The following is a 23,034-nucleotide window of genomic DNA, read 5'->3' as shown; positions in this document are numbered from 1 at the left end:
ACCAATCAACTCCTTTATTCACTTACTTTCATTGCACCAAACACTTGTTCTCTAGTCGAGTTTTGGCATTTTTCACAACAAAAAGACGCTAATCTTAAATGACAGCGTCAAAAAAATATCTATTTCATTAACTTTTTAATGATCTTCAAACCATGTTTGGCATTCGGATATCGAAAACTAAAGTCGAATTTGTTCGTTTGGTTGAGAACACTTTTGTTATGAGAAAACGCAACAAAACTGGACTTACCGTGATAACTACCTATCCCGCTCTCTCCTACCCCGCCAAAAGGCAGATAGGGTGTGGCGATGTGCATTAAAGTATCATTGATAGATCCACCACCAAACGATATATTATTCACCACTTTTTCTTCTACCTCTTTTTTAATCGTAAACAGATATAGTGCAAGTGGTTTTGGACGTTCAACAACAAATTCGATTACTTCATCAATGCTTTCGTATTCCATGACAGGAAAGATTGGTCCAAAGATTTCATCAGTCATAACAGGTGAAGTAGTATCAGTTGGAGCTATTAAAGTGGGTTCGATCTTTTCACTAGATTCATCGTATCGCCCACCAAAAAGTATCTCTCCTTCTGATAAATAACTTTTTAAACGATTAAAATGACGATCATTAACGATCTTGCCGAATTCTTCATTCTGCAGTGGGTTCTCGCCGTAAAATTCTTTAATTACTTCTTTAAATGTATCAATGAATGGTTGACGTATGTTTTTGTGCAGATAGATATAGTCTGGAGCTATACACGTTTGGCCAGCGTTCGTAAACTTTCCAAAAGCTATACGCTTAGCAGCAAGCTTAAGGTCTGCTGTTTCATCTACAATACAAGGGCTCTTACCACCTAGTTCTAATGTGATAGGAATAAGTCTCTTACTAGCCGCTTCCATTACGATTTTACCTACAGGAACGCTGCCTGTGAAGAATATATAATCTAATGGTTGATCGAGCAATATTTGATTGGTTTCAACTCCGCCTTCTACGACTGCGATAAAGTCAGGATGATAGTATTCTTTGATCAGTTCATCCAATAGTTTTGACGTTTGCGGCGTAAGTTCAGATGGTTTTAAAATAGCCGTATTACCAGCTGCGATAGCACCGATTAACGGAGCAAGTTGCAGTTGAAACGGATAGTTCCATGGCGCAATTATTAATGTGACGCCATAAGGTTCAGCGATGGTATAACCCCTTGAGCCAATATGGGTTTTTGCTGTTTTTACTTTTTTAGGTTCCATCCATTTTTTGAGATGTTTTTGAGTATGACGAATCTCTTCTAATAAAAAGCCGATCTCCGTTGTGTAGGCTTCTGCTTCTGATTTATTTAAATCTGTCTTTAATGCATGAAGAATCTTCGCTTCGTTGTTTCGAACAAGCTTTGAAAGATTGTTCAAAGCCTTCATACGGAATTCATATGATCGAGTTACGCCGCTTCGAAAGTAGGTTCTCTGAGCATGTACAAGTTTATCGATCGATTCCTTTGTGCTTTCTTTCATCGTGTTTGGCTGATTCAAGCTTTACGCCTCCTACAATATAAAATTAAGTGTTTAAACTTATGAACATGTATTAGTGAAATCACTATATTATGTTTATGATAGGTAGTCAATGATTTTGACTTTTCTTATTCATTATAATGATACATTACTAAAATAACCTTTAAAAAAGAGAACTAAACAAAGAGACCCTTTCCACGTATAGAAAGGGTCTGCTTAATATTTGTATTTTAGTCTTGCTGAACAGCAGAAATTTGCCACTCGACACCATATTTATCTGTTACTTGGCCATAAGATGGGCTCCAGAATGTTTCTTGTAGAGGCATTGTAACTTTCCCCTCTTTAGAGAGTTTCTCAAAAACTTGTTTTGATGAATCTACTGAATCGATTTGAATGGCGATTGTTACTTGATTTCCGACTGTATAAGGCATTCCTGGAAAATTATCAGAAAGCATCATAACGGTATCGCCTACTTTAAATTGAGCGTTCATTACGCGGTCCTTAGCTTCTTCTGGAAGTGGATGATTAGGATCCTCAGGCATCTCTCCGAATGTTTGGAGTGAGATAAGATCTGCATTAAATGCATCAACATAAAACTCCACTGCTTCTTTACCGTTACCATCAGTTACTACGTAAGGATTAACTGCTACAATCATTTTTAGCACCTCATCGTCTAGTTTTTTCGAACACAGAACATTTGTTCGTTTTTATTGTATCAAACTTTATTTCTCATTGCTACAATTTTTATATTTCTACTAAAAAAGATCTACACCTTCTTTTGCATATGAAAAAAGAGAACCATTCAGGCTCTCTCCTATATCATTTTTTTAGATCAATACTATAGATTCCAAATCCGTTTGCATCTATTTTATTTGTATATTGAATCTTACCTGTCTCACTCGTATATTTTTGCCCGTTGGGTGATGATAAGAACGTTACACTAGGATTACCACTAATCGGTGCGATCGACCAATTATTGTCAGCAGTTGGCGTGATCTCTTTCATCTCTGTAATGTAATCCATTAAGATCTGACGGTTCTCATCAGCAGAATCAACTACATATTCGCTGCCTTTAACTCCAGGGAAGTTTCCGCCGCCACCCGCTCTGTAATTGTTCGTTACTACGATGAACTCTTGGTTAGGATCAACTGCTTTTCCGTCGTATGTTAGATTCACGATACGGTTGCTGTCAGTGTTGATCACTGTCCCGTTTTTGTCATATTTAGGAGCTTTTGTTACATCTACCTGATAATTAACGCCGTCGATTACATCAAAGTTATAAACAGGAAAGCCTGAATCTAATAGTTCCTGTGCTTCTGTTTTGTTTGGATCGATCGTCTTAAATTTTCCAGCGGACATTTCAAGCCATTCTTTTACAACTGAACCTTTTACTTTAAGTGCTTTTAACGTGTTGTCATAAAGGTAGAGGTCACCTGCACTGCGAATCGTTAGTGGTCCCTTTTGAATCTCCGTAAACTCAGTTACACCGTTTCTACCTGCCTTAAAAGGAGCTCCAACTGAAAGGATAGGAAGATCTTTATATTCTGGTTTGTTCAATGAAATGTATTTTTCTACATACCATTTCTGAGCGTTCGTTACTACTTGAACAGACGGATCATCTTGAACGAGTGTAAAGAAGCTATGAATATCGTCTGTCGTTGAACCGATTGGTGTGTTAACGTACTTGATCGTTGCATCATGTACATTCTTTACAGTCTTAACCACTTTTTCGTCTGGCTGAACCGCAGCGGCACTTCTTACGGAAGATTGAGAGGAAACCACTTTCCATCTTCCACGATCTTGTTGAAGTGTTAAGTCGATCAGACCGAGTGATCCTCCACCATAGCCTGCTTGTACAGCTGGCACACCGTTAATTGTACCTTTTGCATTATCAACGCCAGGAAGAACATTACCTTTTGCGTCTTTAAACAATGCATCTAGGGATTTCTCATCAGCAGCCGGGAATATTTTATGTGTGTGTGAGAACGTAAGAGCATTAATACCTTTTACTTTGCTGAGGGCATAGATTACATCTTCTGTGTTCGTTTCACTTCCATTAAAGCCTGAGTGAGCTTGTGCGATGATGATATCTGCACCTTTTTTCTTCATCTGCGGGATGAACTTTTCCGCACTTTCAATAATATTCTTTGTGATTACTTTCCCGTCGAGGTGTGATTTATCCCATTCGTTGATTTGTGGTGGAACGAAACCAATATAACCGATCTTTAAAAGCCTTGGTCTGCCGTACTCATCTCTAACGAACTTCTTAACGATTTTATAGGGTGTGTATTTGTTCACATCATTTTTAGGATAGTTATCATGGTCATCCACGTATACGTTAGCGTTTACAAAAGGAAAATTAGCATCATCGTACGTTTCTGCCAAAAAGTCTAGTCCGTAATTGAACTCATGGTTTCCTAGTGTTGCCATATCATAATCCATAAGATTCATAGCGGCGATGGCTGGATGAACTTCTCCATCTTTTAGCGGTGCAATTTTCGCTTTGTAAGTTCCAAGTGGTGTACCTTGAATAAGGTCTCCGTTGTCGACTAAGACTGAGTTTCGGTTTTCTGTACGAGCTTGCTTAACAAGTGTAGCTGTTTTTGCCAATCCTACGCTCTCTGAAACTGCATTTTTGTAATAATCAAAGTTAAGAAGATTCGTATGGATATCTGTAGTCTCCATAATTCTCAGGTTAACTTTTGCGTTTTTTTCTACAGGCTTTTTTGCCATGGCCGTCCCTGTTAATGGTGAACCTAACAGACTTATTGCTAACGAAAGAGAAACTACTTTTCTGTGATTCATTATCATGTCCTCTAACCCCTTTACAATAATTGAGACTGATGTGTCAGACCCCAAGCAATAATACCATTTCAATATTTTTTCTAATATCATCCAAAGTACCTAAAATTGGCTAACTATGAAAAATTAACAGAAAAAAAGCTCCTGAGTTAAATGTGCGTTTCATTAGCATTTAAAATTCTAACTAGCTCTTGCCTTCATTTCTCTTGTGTTAAGGTTTACTTTCCAATTAACAAACTCCTGAAAAACTATTTTTATAGGTTAATGCCGTGACAAGCTTTTCGTATTTTACATATGGATAACTACTTGATATAAACAGAAAGGCGATTCTATGAAAATTCTTTTTCTTGAAAGTCATCCTATGTGGATTTACGGTTTACCCTATGGTTTAAAGGAGCTCGGTCATACGGTTATTATTTCAGGTCCTGTCAGCAAAGAAAATATATTAGATTTGATTACAAAATATGAACCGGATATGATTTTATCAATGGGATGGACACCTGAATATTCAAAGGAAAAACAACCTTGGATTCGGGATGCGGCAAAATCGGCTATTATTCCATTAGTCTACTGGTCCACTGAAGACCCGCTGCACACTAAAAATTTTTCCTTGCCATTAATATGTACAATGCAGCCTGATTTTGTATTCACCGTCACACGTTCTTTATGTGAAACATATGAAAAATTGGGTATAAAATCAGGTCATCTCGATTTTGGGTTTCATCCAACCGTTCATAATCATGCCGGTTCGTATAGTAAATACAGTGCTAGTATTGCAGTTGTAGCTAACGCTTATCCTGAATTCCTTGAACAAAATCCTGATGTGTTTCGTTCAACATCGTTTAAAAATTTAATTTTGCCTCTTTTAGAGGAAAAGATCAGAGTCGATTTTTGGGGGAATCATTGGCAAAGATTATGTAATCAGTTAGGTATAAGCATTCCTTCTGAATATATTCATGGTTATCTTGACTATAAGAAAGCTCGCAAAGTGTATAGCTCGTCTAAAATCATAATAGGACTACAAAATTGTACGGATCAATTATCTCAAAGAACGTTTGAAATACTTGGTTCTGGTGGATGTTTGTTAACATCTGATACTGAAGCGGTGAAAGAAAAGTTTGTACCTGGCCGTGATTTAATTGTTTCTTCCACATCGAGTGAAACGATCAAAAAAGTTAAATACTATCTAAAGAACTCAAAACAAAGAGAAGAAATCAGAAAGAATGGAATGGCAGCTGTAAAGCCTCACTCCTATTATTATAGAGCTAAAGAGATGATCCAAACTTTAATCTCCAGAGGTATTATTAACTCGAAACTGGCTACTCCAGGTCAAGGGAAGTTAATACACTACACAGATGTTCTAGAGAAAAAATATAACCTTCACCATGTTAATTTTGGAGATACTTTAGGACAGATAGCAAGAAGATATGAAATTCCTTTACAACAAATTATGAAGATTAATAATTTTACATCAGATAAAATCTACGCTGGGCAGATAATAAAGATCAATAGAAAGTGAGATTTTTAAAAAACAGACCATTTTAAAAACGGTCTGTTTTCTTTAATTTCTCTAGGATTAATTTCTGATTATTATGAATGTCTACATCATCACTTAAATAGCTTAAGGCAATTTTGTTATGAGCAAAAGCCTTCTTGAAGTTTTCCATTCTATAATAGCAAGTAGCGAGTTGTAAATGAGGAAGCCATGTCCAAGAAGGAACATGATAATAGCCCATACAATTTTTATTCCATTTTAGTTTAGTCGCTAATTTGTACCAATGAACGGCTTCTTTCAAGAGGTTTTTCTTTAAAAAATGGCTTCCTAATCTGCAGCAATTGTCTGCACGTGGATCATCATAAGTAAACGATTTGTAAATCATTTCCTTTTCCTTTTCATCATCGTCTAATAAACGATAACAATCTGCCATTCTTCCACAAGATGTAATCTTATCTTCCTTCCATCCTTCTTTGTGTGTTAAAAACAAGTCATAGAATTTAATTGCATTTTGATAGTCTTTATGACGACAAAGTTCATTGGCATAATAAAAGAGGTCTCTGGGAGTAAATACTACCCCCTTTTCTAATTGTTTTTCATATATCAGTAAATTACGTTTAGAATTATCAGTTCTGTTTTTATGATGATGAATACAAATATCACTGTGGAAAATTGGACCGTTCACTTTTAAGTATTCATGGACGGCGCCTGTCCATTTAAACTGACAATTTGTTTTCACTAGCCTGTTTCTCTTAATGATGAAGGATGGCTTTTCAAATTTATCAGGGTTTACTAAATAATTCATTGAAACGGAATTTACCGATGGATCTAAGTTGAGTTTTAGTTGTCTTAGCAGCTTCCTGTTATGTTTATCTAAAACATCGTCTGCATCTAACCACATTGTATATTGTTTTGAAGCTAATTCAAATGAGTAATTGCGAGCAGAACTAAAATTATCTATCCACGTATAATCATATATCTTATTAGTAAATTGTCTTGCTATTTTTTTTGTTTGATCCACTGACCCTGTGTCTACTATTATAATTTCATCCATTAGGTCATATATAGAAGATAAACACCTGCCAATAAATTTTTCTTCATTTTTTACAATCATACATAAACTGATGGTGATCAAAACTATGCTCCTTCCAGAAGCTTACTTTAGTTACATCAACATATAATCTCATGATTAAATAATTGGTGGCTTAAGATACCCTTTCGGTGAGCTATGTTTTCGAGGAGAACTTTCTGAAGTAAAAATACGAGCGATCTGAAGCTCCTCGAAACAAACGTTAAAAATACGATTCTTTTCTGAATCATCTGTTAGATCGGTCATGTCAGCCGATCGATAATCCCCAGTTGGAATATAGCTACCCGTAAATTCATAATCACAGGTTGGTATATAACCGCCAGTAAGTTCATAATCCCCAGTCGACACATAACTACCCGTGAACTCATAATCACAGGTTGGTATATAACCGCCAGTTAGTACAGTGTCACCTGTGGGTACATAACCCGAAATTAAATCTAATTGTTCAATAAATCTTACTCTTCCTTCTTTTCCGCTATTTTGTTTTTTATTTTTTTTACTTACCACTAGTTCACTTCCTGAATTTTAAGCTTGTATTACCTTACTAACATATGAGATTAATAAAAAAATTGTGAGTATATAAACATCTAAAAAAAGAGTTCCCACTGTTTAACAGCAGAAACTCTAAGCAAATACTCCTTCATTACTGAACATTCATTACTTCTTTTTCGTTCTTTTGCAATTTTGGCACTGTAACTTTTGCTACTCTAGCGTTAAACAGTAGATTCAACAAAATAGCCATCAAACTTCCTGTCACGATTCCGTTTTCTGTTAATATTTGTATACTTTCCGGTAGTTTGCTGAACAATTCTGGTTCTACGGTTACACCTAACCCCATCCCAACTGAACAAGCGATGATCAGAAGGTTTTCTTGCTTTGCCAGGTTCACTTCACTAAGCATTTTGATGCCTGAAGCAAATACCATACCAAACATTGCAACCATAGCTCCACCCATGACTGGTGTCGGGATAAGTGTCGTAAGAGCAGCCACTTTCGGAATCAAGCCAAGGAAAATCAACATCCCCCCTGCGACATAGATCACCTGTTTTGCTTTTACTCCAGATAACTGAACAAGGCCTACGTTTTGTGAATATGTCGTATAAGGAAAAGCATTAAAGATACCACCTAAAATGATGGCAAGACCTTCTCCGCGATACCCTTTCGTTAAGTCTTTTGGTGTTAAGTTTCTGTCGCATATCTTTCCTAACGCCATAAATACACCTGTTGACTCAATCAAACTTACGATAGCCACTAAAATCATGGTAATAACTGCACCTAGCTCAAAGGTAGGAACTCCAAAATAAAAAGGCGTTGGCATGTGAACCCATGATGCTTCCATAACTGGCGTGAAGTCAACTAAACCTAAGAATACAGAAACTATAGTTCCCGCTATGAGACCGATCAAGATAGAAACAGAACGAATGAAACCTTTTGAAAATCGATATAAAAGTAAGATAAATGCTAAAACACCAAAAGAGAGTAATAAGTTTTGTACTGAACCAAAGTTCTCGCTTCCCGCTCCGCCTGCCATGTCTTTGATTGCAACGGGTATTAATGTAATTCCTATAATCGTTACAACAGTTCCCGTTACGATGGGTGGGAAAAGCTTAAGAATTTTCCCAAACGCTCCGGCAAAAATAACAACGAATAAACCTGCTGCAATGATGGAACCGTAAATGGCACTCATTCCATATTGTCCACCTATCGCGATCATCGGTCCTACCGCTGTAAAGGTACAGCCAAGAACAACGGGAAGACCCACTCCGAAAAAGCGATTCTGCCAAACTTGGATAAGTGTAGCTAGTCCACAAGTTAAAAGGTCGATCGCTACTAAATAAGCTAATTGTTCAGGAGATAATTTCAATGCGCTTCCAACGATTAAAGGTACGATCACTGCTCCTGCATACATAGCAAGAACGTGTTGAATCCCCAAAGAAAATACTTTACCCTTCTTCATGATGACATCACCTCAGATTGGATGAACGATATCCCGTTCGTGTTCATTTCTTTTATTCGTGCGATCGATTCAACACGATATCCTTTTTCCTCAAGTTTTTCACGACCGACCTGAAACGACTTTTCGATGACGATCCCAATTCCAGCGATCTTAGCATGAGCTTGATCAACGAGGTCCGCAAGACCAAGTGCTGCTTCACCGTGAGCGAGAAAATCATCGATTATCAACACTCGATCACCAGGCTGAATGAATTTCTTAGCCACAGAAATTTCGTTTTGTTCTTGTTTTGTGAAAGAATAAACACCTGATGTTAAAAGCCCCTCAGTTAAGGTTAATGATTTCTTTTTACGAGCAAAGACAACAGGAACATGTAATCTCAATCCTGCGAAAACGGCAGGTGCAATACCGGAAGATTCTATCGTAACAATTTTTGTAATTCCTTCATTCTTAAAACGATCGGCAAATTCAGTACCTAGTTGCAGCATGAGATCTGGGTCGATCTGATGGTTCAAAAACGAGTCTACTTTTAATACGGTCGGTGACAACACGATTCCTTCATCACAAATTTTCTTTTCTAAAAAATTCATTTTTCCACCCCATTATCTTAATTTACACAAAAAAACCGGAGAACGCCTTCTCTCTGAACGAGTGAAGCAATTCTCCGGTTAAATGAAATCGGAACACATAAATAGCCCAATACATCTATAGAAAGATGCATGGAAAGTTTGCGTCACTCGTAGTCAAACCCTTAACGGGGGTTTGGTAGAAACTTGCAGGCCATATCCCTGCGATTATACGAGCTTTATGAAGTTAACACACATTATACGTTAAAGGACTAAAAAAGAAAACCTCTTTAAGCGACTTTACGATTTTTACTGTTTTTAGGCGTAAATCTATTGAAGACAGGATATACAAGGAAACCTAAGAAAAATAATCCGATTCCTAAAGTGAAGGTCTTCGCATCGGATGTTCCCGAAATGATTACCCAGCTCGAATAGATAAATGCTAATAAGGCAATCGCCCCGTCTCTTACGCGTGATCCTTTTATCTCATTATAGGTTTCTCCACTATAGACTAGCTTTAAAAAGTAAATGGAAGAAATCAAGTACGGAATTAAATATGCGAGCGTTGCTGAAGTAGTTAAGAACGTATAAGCTTCACCAATCGTACCTGATATCGTAGAGAAGATAAAAATTTGAGACATGATGTTGGTTACAGCTAATGCGTTCACTGGGCTTCCGTTCTTATTCACTTTAGCGAAGATAGCGGGAAACACACCTGATTTAGCTGCTTGATAAGGAACTTCTGAACTTAACAGAATCCAGCCGATCGTTGAACCGAACAAAGAGATAACGGCTAACAATCCCATTAAGGAAGCTCCTGTATTCCCGATTAGAACGGATAATACATCAACGAATGGTTTGTCTGAGCTCATCAGAACCTCTCGTGGAAGAACATTCATCGTAAGTAGTGTCGTAATCATATAAATGCTTAATGCTATAAGCAGACCTACAATCGTTGCTTTTTTTACATCTCGTTGTGAAGAAGCTCTCCCGGATAAGACTACAGCTGATTCAATTCCAACAAAAGCCCATAATGTAGCAATGGCTGCCATATTGATCTGACTACCTAATCCATGAGAGACTCCTGCATCATCTACAATCGGGAAGTAAGCATCGGCAAAAATCGTATTCTCTACTGCGAAGAGTGCAGCCACTATAAATAACATAAATCCGATTACCTTTGAAGCAGTTGCCACAAAATTAAGTTTACCTGCTCCGTTCATGCTCTTGATTAAAATAAAATGTGTGAACCAAAGGAGAACGGTACAAACTGCAAACGTAATGAGCTTACCTAACTGAATATCTTGACAGAATACTGTTCCAATAACCTTTGAACTTCTCATCATTGGGAAAAATGTTGATAAATACCCAGCGAAACTTGTGATGATTGCAACGTTGCTGATCCAATTCGCTACCCAGTATCCCCACACCATGCTAAATCCTGCTACATTACCTGCTTTGGGATTGGAAAACAGAGCTCTAGCATAGCTTTGAGGACCTGCTGTTAATTCTGGTTTTCTTATGGCCAGTGACCCAAAAACTAATGCGATCATCAATACGCCAAATCCTGTAACTGCCCATGCCGCCGTAACGCCAAGTGGACTAGCTGTTTGAGCTAACGTGTTCGGCAACATGAATATTCCCGAGCCTACCATGTTTCCAACGACAAATGCAGTCAGCAGCCACACGCTCCAATTATTATTTTTCATGATGTAAGTACCTCCTGTTGATAAAAGCCAATAAAAAAACACGTATGGAAACGCCCATACGTGAATATAATCAGCATCCTCCAAAAATCTCTAATAGCTCAACGCAGAAAGTTCTGCGACAGTTCTGCACTTGTTCAATGCAGCCCCAATGGGTTGTTACGTGGATATCAACCCATTTCGGCATCAATTCCTTTTAAACTGTTGTCAAAAGCACCACTTGCCTCTAACAGTTCTACTCATAATTCATGCGACCTCTACCTCACAGAGATTAATGTGAGGACTTTTATTTAATTGATTTAGTGTAACGTTTTGTAGATTAACAGATTGTTCTCTCTGCGTCAATGTTTATCCATTATTTATAATCCGAACTCTGCCGGATGGTTTCGTAAACTCTTTTTCCGATTAATGCATATCCTTTTTCATTAGGATGAAGTTTGTCAGAGAAATAGTCACGTTTATTCTTGTCGATGAAGAGGTCATCGGTGCGTATATAGGCCGTATTTTTATTTTTCTTTGTCACTTCAATCGTGGATTGATTCCAATTTGATACAGCTTCGTTGACAACAGCCATATCACTCCATTCAGCTTTAGGGTTATAGATTCCTAATATATAGATGGTCTTCGGATTTTCTTTATTTTGTACCTGTTGTATGATTTGGTTCAGGTTCTCCTTATAGATCTCCTCGTTTGCTGCAAGCTCTTCTTTGTTGAATTTAGTTAAAAGATCTGTGCTCTTTAGAAAATCATTCGTTCCAATATTGATGAAAATTACATCAGAACTTTTAGCTGTCTTTGCTATCTCAGGATTTTCCAACCGCTTCCGTAAGTCTGTGCTTGTATCATTTGGAACTCCAAAGTCATGTACAACAAGTTGTTTGTTTAAATCCTCTTCATACCGATATTCAACATCTCCTATATACCCATTATCTTTTGTATCACCTAATCCGTATGCGAGTGAATCTCCAAGAGCAGTAACTTCCATTTCTTTGGAATTGAAGGAGTATACTGCAAAAGCAACACCTAACACAATAATGATACACGCTGCCATTATCAATGATATTTTCTTCATGTTCCTACCTCCGACTTTCTAGTTGATTATTCTAAGTATGTATCAGGGGGAATTTCTTTAGACCCTTAAGCATTATTGGTATTCATACCTGTTTTGGTTAGCTTTTAAACAAAAGATGTTTACACCTGTTGAAAATCGGGCCAAAAAAAAGACAACAGAAATAGTTCATGTTGTCTTAATAGATTATGTTAATTTTTGAGATATCAAGTCTGCTACAAGAATATATCGCTCAGGTGATGCACCTATAAAATCAAAAGGATAACATGTTGATACAGTTAATGTGGCTCTCGGTTTAGGTACGATGACCGTCCTGTCATCTTTATCAACAATGCGCACATGTCTTATTCTATAAGTAAAGGTACCTGCTGCCGTTTCTACGATCAACTTGTCACCCTTTCCTACTTCACCTAACTTGCGGAAAACAGTATCTCGATGTCCTGAAAGAACCGAATTATCCTGTTCTCCTGGTAAGACACTTTTCTCAAAATGACCTACACCTCTTGCTAACTCTTCTTCATCTGTTCCATGAAAAATAGGGAGTGCAGCATTTAATTTTGGTATGAGCAAGTTCCCGATGTTCTCGCCTTTATTTGGTCTTATGGAATAAAGGGGTTCATGATCTAAGTTTTCTTTGTGCAGTCTTGATGGTTTTTCCGCACTCTTTACAATCTTTGTCTGACCAGTCTGAAAGAGCAAATACCCTTTTATAAATGTATAAGCATTTGTTGTACTGAACCAAAAACCGAGTAAGATTAATACAAATGAAAAGATCAGAAGTATCTTTCGAATGCTGTCTCTACTTCTCATTAGATTCCTTTGACTCGAAATCTTCTAAATAGGTATATGCCTGCCGCTAACACAACTAATCCGATTAAGGAGTTCTCTAAATGGTTTGTAGCGGTTTTAGGAAGTTGTCCGCCTTTCACTGTTTTTACAGGTGGACTCGATTTTGTCGGTGCTGCAGAAACAATCTTTTCAACTTCTTGGATATCTTTTCCTGTTTCTTGTATCAGTTCAGATCCAAACATTTCTGCTGTTATGCGGATATCTGCTAATAGTTTGCCATTCAGATTGTATATTTCCATGATAAGATCATTTCCATTTGTCGTTTCCATCTTCATTAATGCATCCATTGATACTGGTTGTTTTTGTCCATCAACAACCAGATAATACTTTGTCTCAAGTTGCAATAGTTGTTTCATCTCAGAAAAGATGGAAAGAAGTTCAGCAACTTGTTCGGAAGTAAGTTCGTCAGCCGTTTCAAAATCTTCAAACGCCATCATTCTTTCAGCAAGAGTCATCATCTGATCTAGGAACACTGGATCTTCCCAATTCAGAGTCTCCATATGAGTCAATAGATTTTCTATTTCTGTTTCTGTTAAATCAATCTCTGTAAATAGATCCTCGATATCATCACCCATATAGTCATCGCCATTTATATAAAAATCAACGGCTCCTTCAAGATCTTCAATGTATTCGTAGTTTTCTCTCGAATCTTCATTTTCTTTTAATAAAGCATCCAGTTCCGCAAGGGAAGCTAAGTTGTAATCTTTTAATAACTGTTGAAGGTTTTCATCATTAATAAGAGTTCCTTCCCAGTCGTCTCCATTAATATAATAATCTACTGACCATTCCAGGTGTTCGATATATTCATAGTTTTCAAGTGAATCATCGTTTTCTTTTAATAAAGCATCCAGTTCTTCAATGGATTTTAAATCATAATCATTTAATAATTTTTGAAGGTTTTGTTCGTCTATAGGTGTGCCAATCATAAAATCAACTTCTTCAAACAGATCCTCTTCAAAAATGATATAAGTTCCATCAAGAACATCTTCCCCTTCTTCAATAGATCCATATTCCACAAGAAGTTCATTTAGTCTATCGCGGCTGATGTCAAACTCTTTTAAAACGGATTGAACACCCTCTTCTGATAGAGGCGTACCCAGTTCATCTACCGATTCAAAATCTCTTAATGCAGACTCTTTACTGTTCAAATAATCTACAAAATCCTTGGAATTCCACCCGATCTCTTGTAAGAACGCTTTATACTCTTTGTCGTTTGCATTAATTGCGAACGCTGACAACGGCAAAATGCCGAGGCTAATTGTAATAGCCAATAAGAAAGTTACAACCTTTTTCATCCCTGACCCCCAGAAAACTTTTTTAATATATTTTCTAGAAAATTATACTGCCAAAATTCTCTTTTGCCTACCATTTTTTTCTTTAAAGAAGAATTAAGTATTATCTATTCTTTTCTTACAAATCGCTTACTAATGGTAGTGTTTCTGTCTAAAATAGAATGTTCATGATTTCTTCATTGTAAATACCTTTAATTTTGTTTACGATAAAAGTAACTTCTTTTTATTTAGTAAAAATTCTACGAGGTGAACAATGGGTAAACAAAAAAAGAATAAGGCTTATGTAAACAGCTCAAAGAAAAAGAACAACTCTTCTCCTGTCTGGCTTTTTTGGACGATTGGTATTTTGACTCTAGGATTGATTGTTTTTCTGTTCAGCGGTGCACTTGATAATAATGATACGTCCACGGCTGATATTTCCTATGAAAACCAGCCTTTCTTAGGTGAGAAAGATGCCGCTGTTAATATAATTGAGTTTGGAGATTACAAGTGTCCTGCATGTAAGAACTTTAATGAGTCATTCTTCCCGCTTATTGACAAAGAACTGATCCAAACAGGTAAGGTGAAATTCTATTTCTTAAACTATCCGTTTATTAATGTGGATTCAGAACGATCTGCTATCTTTGGTGAAGCCATTTATAATGAATTAGGAAATGAAACGTTTTGGAAGTTTCATAAAACGCTATACGAAAAGCAGCCTGACGATCAGAATCTAGAACGACAAGATATCTTTACCGAGAAATTCTTAACAGAAACACTTGGTGAAGTGACTTCAGATGTAGATGTTAAGAAAGTAACCGAAACATGGAAGAACAAGGACAATGAAAAAGCATTAAAAACAGATGAAACACTTGTAAGTGAACTTGGTGTAACAAGTACACCTACGTTGTTTGTTAATGGTAAAAAGTTTGAAGGCACATCTTTAGAAGATTTAAAGAAAATGGTTGATGATGCTGCGAAGGAGAGTAAGTAAAGGTGGGTAATAAACCTTTGTTGATCGCCTGGATAACATCGATCGTTTCCTTGGTGGGAAGTCTGTTTTTTAGTGAAGTCATGAAGTTTGTACCATGTAATTTTTGCTGGTATCAAAGGATATTGATGTATCCGTTAGTAATTGTGCTAGGTGTTGCTTTTTATCAACAAGATCATAAGGTCACACGTTATGTCCTTCCTCTATCCTTTCTGGGCATCATCGTTTCGGGCTATCACTATGCTCTTCAAAAAATACCTGCACTTAAGGCTTTTGAAGTATGTACATCAGGTGTTCCATGTTCAGGTCAGTATATCAACTGGCTAGGATTCATTACGATTCCACTTCTTGCGTTCTTTGGATTTATGATCATTACAATCTGTATGTTATGGATGAGAAAGCAATCGAATTAATCGGTTGCTTTTTCTTTTACTCTGACAATAAAAAAGAGCCAGCCCTATAAAGAAGGACCGGCCCATCACTTGAATAGGATTATTTTAGATCTACGTTATGATACACTTGCTGCACGTCTTCTAAATCTTCTAAAGCATCGATTAATTTCTCAAACTGAACCTGTGATTCTTCAGTGAGTTCCACATCGTTTTGTGCAAGCATTGTTAGTTCTGCAACAGAAAACTCTGTAATCTCTGCATTTTTAAACGCTTCTTGTACAGCATGAAACTGATCAGGTTCAGCGTACACGATAACAGATTCATCTTCTTCGATCACATCACGAACATCTAGATCTGCTTCCATCAGCAATTCCAAAACATCATCAGCAGACTTTCCTTCTAGCCCAATTACAGCGGTTGCATCGAACATGTAGGATACAGCTCCAGAAACACCCATGTTCCCATTATTTTTATTAAAAGCAGAACGAACTTCCGCTACTGTACGATTTACATTATTCGTCAATGTATCCACAATAATCATCGATCCGTTCGGACCAAAACCTTCATAACGAAGCTCGTCGTAGTTCTCGTCTGAACCGCCTTTTGCTTTTTCAATCGCACGGTCGATAATGTTTTTAGGTACGCTATATGTTTTTGCTCGTTCTAAAACAACTTTTAACGACTGATTAGATTCCGGATCAGGCTCACCCTGTTTTGCAGCCACATAGATCTCACGACCAAACTTAGCGTAAATTCGGCTAGTATTTGCGTCTTTTGATGCCTTTTTCTCTTTAATATTATTCCATTTACGTCCCATATTGCTCACTCTCTTTCAACTATAAATCTATGTAGAACATTATACATCAACTTAACTAATATTTAGTAGTATAAGAATCAAAACGAAAAGCAACCCGGTATCAAGGCTGCTTTCAGCTATAGTCCATATTTGTAGATTCTTTCTGGTCTGCCTACACCACCATAAGTGATGTCTGCTTTTGCTTTTTGTTCTGAAACGAGATATTCCAGGTATCGTCTTGCGGTTGTTCGGCTAACCCCGGTACGCTGTCCGAGGTCTTCTGCAGTAAAACCTTTTTTGTGCTGCATCAGTATACTCAATATCTTTTCTAGTGTAATAGGATCTATTCCTTTTGGGAGTAAGAATGGTTCAATCTCGATCTTTTCGCGTTTTAACAAAGAATCGATCATGTTCTGATTGATTTCTTTATCCGCTGACAGTTGTGTGATAGATCGCTTATAATCGTTAAATTGCAATAAAGTATCTTTAAACCGCTGAAAGATTACGGGCTTTACGATATAATCAAAAATGCCATCCTCTAGAGCGTGTTTTAAGGTTTTCACCTCAGTTGCAGCTGTTACCATGATAACTTCCATTCCTCGAAATTCACTTCGAATCCACCTTAGCAGGTCGAGTCCGTTCATATCTGGAAAATATATATCTAAGATAACTAAGTCAGGTTTTAATATGGAAATCTGTTCTTTTGCTTCTTCCCCGTTTAATGCAATGCCACATACAGAAAAGCCTTCTACTTTTTCAACAAATTTCCGGTTAATCTCAGCAATTCGAATGTCGTCTTCAACGATAAAAACTTCCCATGAGCTCATGATGTCTATCCTCTATTCTTTCGGGATTATAACAGTGAAAAGCGTTGTATCAGCTTTTGTTCTCTCATAAAAGATTTGACCATTTGATACTTCGACAGCTTGTTTGATTAGAAATAAACCGTATCCACGGTCTTGTCCTTTTGTAGAGAATCCCTTTTTAAATAACATATTAGCGATATTTTCAGGAATTCCTTCTCCATTATCTTCAACTTCAATGATCAGCTGTTCTCCAAAATCAGAAAGACTGATTTTTACTATTGGGTCATGCGTTGTAGACTCCATTACAGCATCCATTGCATTGTCTACTAGATTTCCAATAATGGTAACAAGTAATTGTCGGTCCATCGAGTCAGGTATATCTTTTAATTGACTGGCAGAATCGATGGTAAAGGCAACTCTCAGTTCGTTTGAACGATTAAACTTACCGATTAACAAACCGCCTATATAAGGATCAGAGATATGATCCATGATAAATTGTGTAAAGTATTGATGGACATTTGACTCTTTCGTAATAATTTCTTGTGCCTCTTGATAAGAACCTAACTGAATGAGACCAGAAATTAAATACAGTTTATTTGAGAATTCATGAGTTTGAGCTCTTAAGCCCTCACTATAGCTTTTAACTTGAGCGAGTTCTTCATTTAATCGATAAAGCTCATCTCTGTTTCTAAATGTTGCGACAGCCCCTATTACATGGTCATGATTATCTAATATAGGAATGCGATTTGCGATAACTTTCGTGTTTCCGAGTTTCATCTGTTCGTCAAATTCATTTTGACCAGAAGCAATGACATCAAGTAATCTTGTATTCGGAATGGCTCTTAACACATTTTTGCCGATCAAATTCTCACTTCCAGTTTCAAGCATCTGAAGAGCAGTGTGATTTGCGAGTGTTATTTCACCATCCCGATTAACAGCGATCACCCCTTCTCTAATCGCTTCTAAGATCGCGCTTTTTTCTTTGTATAACAATCCGATCTCTTTTGGTTCTAATCCATGGGTGGCTCTTTTTACTCCTTTTGCAATCAGTACAGAACCAAGTGTTCCTAGCAGCAAAGTAATGGTGCCAACAATGATAATCTTTAATTTATACGGCAAAATGTCCTCTTTGATCTGATCGGTTAGAAAACCTACTGAAACTAATCCAATGATTTCGCCATCATTATCTCTAATAGGTGATTTTCCTCGCACAGCTGGACCAAGAGAACCTGTTGCTTCAGTTATACTCGGTTCACCTGATAAGGCTTTTTGGTTGTCACCGCCTACCATTTTCTTTCCAATTCGTTCTTTAATGGGGTGTGAATACCGAACACCTTCTTTGTTTCCAACTACGATGTAATGAGCTCCAGTTTTCTTTCTGATCTTTTCTGCATAAGGCTGAATTGATTTAGAGGGATTATCACTTTCAAAGGCATCAATAACAAGCGGGTTGTTACTTACCGCATACGAAACGCTTAGTGCCCTCTCCCCAATTTGACTCTTCATCGTGTCTTCGAACATATTTTGAAAGATAACCGCTAATATGGCAATAACTAAAAAGATTAGGGAACAGCTGATGAGAATTAATTTTGTTTGCAGTTTCATAGTTTCCCTCCGTAAAAATAGAAAAGACTTTCTCAGAATAGAAAGTCTTCTCTACCGGTCTTCTTTTATCCTTCAACGTTTACAACAACATTTTTTCCTTTTAACCGAAGAACAAAAGGTATGAGAATCCATAGAACCGCGCAAACCAGGAAAAATGCAGATATAGGTTGTTGAACAAATACCAAAAAATCACCATTTGATGTTGTTAAAGCCCGTCTCATGTTGTTTTCAATCATTGGCCCTAATACTAAGCCGAGTACGAGAGGAGCAATAGGATAATCATTCTGTGCTAATAGATATCCAGCAAGTCCAAAGCCGATCAATAAGAACAGATCAAACGTGGTTACTTGTACAGCGTAAACACCAAAGACAGAGATAGCAATAATAATAGGCAGCAAGTATTTAGCTGGTGTTTCAATAATTTTTGCAAAAACCTTAACAAGCGGCATATTAAGTATGAGAAGCATCAAGTTTCCGATAAACATTGAAGCGATTAGCCCCCATGCCACATCTGGGTGATCACTAAACAATAAAGGACCTGGCTGAACGTTATACATAATAAGAGCTCCCATAAGAATCGCTGTCGTTCCAGATCCCGGAATTCCGAGTGTTAATAATGGAATCATTGCTCCTCCTGAAGCTGCGTTGTTTGCTGACTCAGGAGCGGCAACTCCAGCAATCGCTCCTTTACCAAACTTTTCAGGATTTTTACTTATCTTCTTCTCAGCAATATATGAGAAGAAAGAAGCGAGTGTTGCACCTGCGCCTGGTAGGACACCAATAAAGAATCCTAAAAAAGAACCTCGGGCAATCGGTCCGGCACTTTCTTTAAGATCTGCTCTAGAAGGGATAACTCTCCCAACTTTCGCTACCTTTTCAGCGTCTTCTTCCTTATGCAGAACCGTCTTAAACACCTCACCTAATGCAAACAGACCAACTGCAACCGTTAAAAATTCAAGGCCTCCAAATAGAACAGGAATGTCATAGGTGAATCGAGCAACGCCAGAAACAGCATCGATTCCGATCGTGGCGATCAAAAGTCCGGTTACGGTCATCATCCATGCCTTCGTAATTGATCCTCCCGCCAAGCCACTAACTGCGGCAAGGCCTAACAGCATTAAAGAGAAATACTCTGCAGGTCCGAATTTCAATGCCATTTGTGAAAGCGGGTCTGCTAATAATACCAATCCAATGATGGAAACAATTCCGGCAAAGAAAGAACCGATAGCTGCGATCGATAAGGCAGCTCCTGCTCTGCCTTGCCGAGCCATCTGATAACCATCTAGCGTTGTAACAACAGATGAAGATTCACCAGGTGTGTTTAATAGAATGGATGTAGTAGATCCACCATACATGGCTCCATAATAAACTCCCGCTAAAAGAATGATAGAACTTGTGGCTGCTGCAGAAGGATCCATTCCGCTAGTAAATGTAGCTGTTACAGGAATTAAGAGTGCAACACCACTCATCGGTCCAATTCCAGGTAAAACGCCTACTGCCGTTCCAATTAATACTCCGATAAAAGCAAAGAATAGATTTTGAGGCTGTATCGCTGTTTGAAATCCTTGCATTAAAAAATCCATAACTCCCATTCTAAAATCCTCCTAACTAAACCAAATTGGCATTCCAGGCAAAGAACCTTCCAACACAACAACGAATAAGTAATAGACAAAGAATGAGAATGCCAAAGCAATGATTCCATTCTTTATCCAACTTCCTCTTTCCATAGCTTGAAAAGAAACATACAAAAATAAGAAAGTACTTAATATATAACCTAGTGTCTCGATGAAACCTGCGTACAGAAGACTTGCAGTTAAGATAATGATAAACCTTTTAATATGTAAGCTTTCTTTGGTCTTTTTTTCTTTTTGTATATTTTTAAACGATTCAAGAAAGAGTTTAACGCTAAGCAATATAAGAATAAGCCCTAAGAGAAAGGGAAAAACGTTAGGTCCGACTTCACTTCCATAAGCACTTTTCGAAATGTTGCGGCTTTCTATTAAAAAAGCTGCCCCAAGTAAAGCAAATAAGATGCTTGCATAACGATCAAATTTTCCTGTTTGCAAAGTACTTCCCTCCTTATTTGAAAAAAGGAGAAGTAGAAATACTTCTCCATGTCACATCTATTTACTCATTCCTAATGATTTCAACAAATCTTCAACTTGTTTTTCTTGATCTTTTAAGAAGGTTTCAAATTCTTTACCATCTTTAAATTCCGCTGCCCAACCGTTCCGCTCTAGCTCGTCTTGCCACTCCTTACTCTCATTTAATTTCTTCAATGTTTTATCCCAATATGCCACTGCACTATCAGACATCTCTTTCGGTCCGAAGACACCTCTCCAAATCGTGAAGTCTGCATTGATTCCAGCTTCCTTAAATGTCGGAACATCTGCCAGGTCACCTTTTAATCGTTCTGTTGAAGAAATACCAAGAACTTTTACTTTTCCCGCTTTTAAATATTCACCTACCGCAGAAGCATCAGTTGCGATATAATCTGCATTGCCTCCCAATAGGGCTGCAATTGCTTCACCACCGCCATCGTATGAAACATACTTGACTGTTTTAGGATCAATGTCAGATTTGTAAGCAGGTAGAACAGCTACGAGATGGTCCATGGATCCTGGTGCGGATCCTCCAGCTGCTGTGACAGACTTTGGATCTTTTTTAACAGCTTCCATCAATTCTTTTAGATTGTTGTATTTTGAATCTTCTTTTACAACGATTGCTCCAAAGTCTTTTGTTAATTGGGCAAGTGGTGTCGTATCCTTAAAGCCGTAAGGACTATTTCCTTCTTTTTTCAAGTTATTGATCAAGATCGGCGGAGAGTTTACATAAAGCTTGTAATCATCTTTCTTATGCTGTGTCGCAAATTCTGCAAGATAGACAGCTCCGCCTCCTCCAGGTTTGTTTTCAACCGTCATCGTTTGGTCAACTGTTTTCGTTTCACCTAAAATTTTGGTCAGCGAACGTGCGGTTAGATCCCAACCACCTCCAGCACCCGATGGAGCAACTACAGTTATGGGCTTTTTCGGATAATCAGATTCTCCTGCATTTGAACCTGAGCCTCCGCTACTACAAGCTGTAAGTGAAGAAAGTATGACGCCTGCTACAAGCCAATTTTTCCATTTCTTCGTTTTCATTATTCAATTCCCCCTCTTTTATGGTAGCGCTTTCATTTACTTTTTATTATCCTACCATTCACATTTTCAAATGGAAGTTTAACCGCATAAAATGCATTTTGTTCATATTGTTCACGAAAAAAAAAGACCACTAAAAGTATCTTAGTGATCCATTACTTGCTTTTAACGTTGTGATGAATTTATGTTCCTTCCGTAAAAAATCTCATCCATCTCAGCATTGATTAATCCAGTAATGTGTTCTTGAGTATCGCTATCTATTTCATCTTTTGTATAACCAAAAAGATAGTTATTGAGTTCAAAATTCTTTAATTTGCACTTCGTATGAAAAATATTCTCCTGATAAATATTTGTATCTATCATTGTATACGCCTTTTTAATATCTGAAGAAAGATAGTTTTGTATTGAATTGATTTCATGATCAATAAACAACTTGTGACCTTTTATATCTCGTGTAAATCCTCTAACCCGATAATCCATCGTCACAATATCCATATCAAATGAGTTAATCAGATGGTTAAGTGCTTTAAGCGGTGAAATTTCTCCACAAGTAGAAACATCGATATCAGCTCTAAACGTACTGATTCCTTCTTCAGGATGAAATTCAGGGTATGTATGAACGGTTAAATGGCTTTTATCAAGTTGCATCACCACAGACTCTGGCATCGCTGTGGAATTCTCATCAAATGTATCTGTTGGTACTTCAACAATAGGTCCTTCCGAGACAAGTACAGTAACACTAGCTCCTTGAGGCACATAATCTTGTTTGGCTATATTAAGCACATGAGCTCCGATCGTATCGGAAACTGTTTGCAAAATATTCGTTAGCCTTTCCGCGTTGTATTGTTCATCAATATACTCAAGATAAGCTTCCCGCTCTTCTCTCGTTTTTGTATAACAAACATCATACAGATTAAAGCTCAGTGATTTGGTAAGATTATTAAATCCGTGTAAAGTGATTCGCTGATCTGGTGAAATAGACATATGTTAGATTCCCCTTATG

At 37.4% G+C, this 23,034-nt stretch carries 21 protein-coding genes and 2 riboswitches; of the genes, 3 read left to right on the top strand and 18 right to left on the bottom strand.

Going from position 1 to position 23,034, the window contains the following annotated elements; genetic code table 11:
- Positions 1-119: 119 nt before the first annotated feature.
- The 3 genes from ACNJYY_RS10850 to ACNJYY_RS10840 all read right to left on the bottom strand — a co-directional run bounded on the left by ACNJYY_RS10850 (position 120) and on the right by ACNJYY_RS10840 (position 4,235).
- Positions 120-1,505, bottom strand: coding sequence for an aldehyde dehydrogenase (locus ACNJYY_RS10850; RefSeq protein WP_416731846.1), 1,386 nt, complete (start codon positions 1,503-1,505; stop codon positions 120-122).
- 227 nt (positions 1,506-1,732) lie between these two features.
- Complete coding sequence (locus ACNJYY_RS10845) at positions 1,733-2,158, bottom strand: VOC family protein (RefSeq protein ID WP_416731707.1); 426 nt, start codon at positions 2,156-2,158, stop codon at positions 1,733-1,735.
- A gap of 163 nt (positions 2,159-2,321) precedes the next feature.
- On the bottom strand, positions 2,322-4,235 hold the full coding sequence (locus ACNJYY_RS10840) for a bifunctional 2',3'-cyclic-nucleotide 2'-phosphodiesterase/3'-nucleotidase (RefSeq protein ID WP_416731845.1): 1,914 nt from the start codon (positions 4,233-4,235) through the stop codon (positions 2,322-2,324).
- A 400-nt stretch (positions 4,236-4,635) separates the two neighbouring features.
- On the opposite strand from ACNJYY_RS10840, the gene ACNJYY_RS10835 reads away from it, so the two are divergent.
- The gene (locus ACNJYY_RS10835) at positions 4,636-5,823 is read left to right on the top strand and encodes a glycosyltransferase family protein (protein WP_416731706.1); all 1,188 of its coding nucleotides are present in this window, start codon (positions 4,636-4,638) and stop codon (positions 5,821-5,823) included.
- A 22-nt stretch (positions 5,824-5,845) separates the two neighbouring features.
- Here ACNJYY_RS10835 and ACNJYY_RS10830 read toward each other — a convergent pair whose 3' ends face one another.
- The 8 genes from ACNJYY_RS10830 to ACNJYY_RS10795 all read right to left on the bottom strand — a co-directional run bounded on the left by ACNJYY_RS10830 (position 5,846) and on the right by ACNJYY_RS10795 (position 14,328).
- On the bottom strand, positions 5,846-6,934 hold the full coding sequence (locus ACNJYY_RS10830) for a glycosyltransferase (protein WP_416731705.1): 1,089 nt from the start codon (positions 6,932-6,934) through the stop codon (positions 5,846-5,848).
- 54 nt (positions 6,935-6,988) lie between these two features.
- Positions 6,989-7,396 carry a hypothetical protein gene (locus tag ACNJYY_RS10825; RefSeq protein ID WP_416731704.1) on the bottom strand — a complete coding sequence of 136 codons (408 nt, stop codon included), beginning with the start codon at positions 7,394-7,396 and terminating at the stop codon, positions 6,989-6,991.
- Between the two features lie 136 nt (positions 7,397-7,532).
- Complete coding sequence (locus ACNJYY_RS10820; RefSeq protein WP_416731703.1) at positions 7,533-8,846, bottom strand: nucleobase:cation symporter-2 family protein; 1,314 nt, start codon at positions 8,844-8,846, stop codon at positions 7,533-7,535.
- The gene (locus tag ACNJYY_RS10815; RefSeq protein WP_416731702.1) at positions 8,843-9,433 is read right to left on the bottom strand and encodes a xanthine phosphoribosyltransferase; all 591 of its coding nucleotides are present in this window, start codon (positions 9,431-9,433) and stop codon (positions 8,843-8,845) included. The genes ACNJYY_RS10820 and ACNJYY_RS10815 overlap by 4 nt, the downstream gene beginning before the upstream one ends.
- 130 nt (positions 9,434-9,563) lie before the next feature.
- Positions 9,564-9,665, bottom strand: a riboswitch (purine riboswitch).
- A 34-nt stretch (positions 9,666-9,699) separates the two neighbouring features.
- The gene (locus tag ACNJYY_RS10810) at positions 9,700-11,121 is read right to left on the bottom strand and encodes an amino acid permease (RefSeq protein ID WP_416731844.1); all 1,422 of its coding nucleotides are present in this window, start codon (positions 11,119-11,121) and stop codon (positions 9,700-9,702) included.
- A gap of 83 nt (positions 11,122-11,204) precedes the next feature.
- Positions 11,205-11,383: riboswitch (Lysine riboswitch) on the bottom strand.
- Positions 11,384-11,470: 87 nt separating this feature from the next.
- A complete protein-coding gene (locus ACNJYY_RS10805; RefSeq protein WP_416731701.1) occupies positions 11,471-12,187 on the bottom strand; it encodes a GDSL-type esterase/lipase family protein in 717 nt (238 codons plus the stop codon).
- A gap of 183 nt (positions 12,188-12,370) precedes the next feature.
- Complete coding sequence (locus tag ACNJYY_RS10800; RefSeq protein ID WP_416731700.1) at positions 12,371-12,994, bottom strand: class D sortase; 624 nt, start codon at positions 12,992-12,994, stop codon at positions 12,371-12,373.
- Positions 12,994-14,328, bottom strand: a complete 1,335-nt coding sequence (locus ACNJYY_RS10795; RefSeq protein WP_416731699.1) for a processed acidic surface protein — start codon at positions 14,326-14,328, stop codon at positions 12,994-12,996. The genes ACNJYY_RS10800 and ACNJYY_RS10795 overlap by 1 nt, the downstream gene beginning before the upstream one ends.
- A 250-nt stretch (positions 14,329-14,578) precedes the next feature.
- Between ACNJYY_RS10795 and ACNJYY_RS10790 the strand changes: the two genes are divergently transcribed.
- Positions 14,579-15,298 (top strand): DsbA family protein, encoded by a 720-nt coding sequence (locus tag ACNJYY_RS10790; RefSeq protein WP_416731698.1) that lies wholly within the window; start codon positions 14,579-14,581, stop codon positions 15,296-15,298.
- 2 nt (positions 15,299-15,300) lie between these two features.
- Positions 15,301-15,708 (top strand): disulfide oxidoreductase, encoded by a 408-nt coding sequence (locus ACNJYY_RS10785; protein WP_416731697.1) that lies wholly within the window; start codon positions 15,301-15,303, stop codon positions 15,706-15,708.
- A gap of 79 nt (positions 15,709-15,787) precedes the next feature.
- On the opposite strand, the gene ACNJYY_RS10780 is transcribed toward ACNJYY_RS10785, so the two are convergent.
- The 7 genes from ACNJYY_RS10780 to speD all read right to left on the bottom strand — a co-directional run bounded on the left by ACNJYY_RS10780 (position 15,788) and on the right by speD (position 23,015).
- Complete coding sequence (locus ACNJYY_RS10780; RefSeq protein WP_144700345.1) at positions 15,788-16,504, bottom strand: YebC/PmpR family DNA-binding transcriptional regulator; 717 nt, start codon at positions 16,502-16,504, stop codon at positions 15,788-15,790.
- A 116-nt stretch (positions 16,505-16,620) separates the two neighbouring features.
- Positions 16,621-17,310, bottom strand: a complete 690-nt coding sequence (locus ACNJYY_RS10775; RefSeq protein WP_416731696.1) for a response regulator — start codon at positions 17,308-17,310, stop codon at positions 16,621-16,623.
- Between the two features lie 12 nt (positions 17,311-17,322).
- Positions 17,323-18,894, bottom strand: a complete 1,572-nt coding sequence (locus ACNJYY_RS10770; RefSeq protein WP_416731695.1) for an ATP-binding protein — start codon at positions 18,892-18,894, stop codon at positions 17,323-17,325.
- 65 nt (positions 18,895-18,959) lie between these two features.
- Positions 18,960-20,486 (bottom strand): tripartite tricarboxylate transporter permease, encoded by a 1,527-nt coding sequence (locus ACNJYY_RS10765; protein ID WP_416731694.1) that lies wholly within the window; start codon positions 20,484-20,486, stop codon positions 18,960-18,962.
- Between the two features lie 12 nt (positions 20,487-20,498).
- A complete protein-coding gene (locus tag ACNJYY_RS10760; protein WP_416731693.1) occupies positions 20,499-20,960 on the bottom strand; it encodes a tripartite tricarboxylate transporter TctB family protein in 462 nt (153 codons plus the stop codon).
- A gap of 57 nt (positions 20,961-21,017) precedes the next feature.
- Positions 21,018-22,034, bottom strand: a complete 1,017-nt coding sequence (locus ACNJYY_RS10755; protein ID WP_416731692.1) for a Bug family tripartite tricarboxylate transporter substrate binding protein — start codon at positions 22,032-22,034, stop codon at positions 21,018-21,020.
- A gap of 162 nt (positions 22,035-22,196) precedes the next feature.
- Entirely contained in the window at positions 22,197-23,015 is an 819-nt protein-coding gene (gene speD / locus ACNJYY_RS10750) for an adenosylmethionine decarboxylase (protein WP_416731691.1), read from the bottom strand.
- Between the last annotated feature and the right edge of the window lie 19 nt (positions 23,016-23,034).

The organism is Fictibacillus tiangongensis (assembly GCF_048083785.1).
GTDB lineage: Bacteria > Bacillota > Bacilli > Bacillales > Fictibacillaceae > Fictibacillus.
The sequence above is the reverse complement of the archived record's forward strand: the minus strand, read 5'-3'. Positions and strand labels throughout refer to the sequence as shown.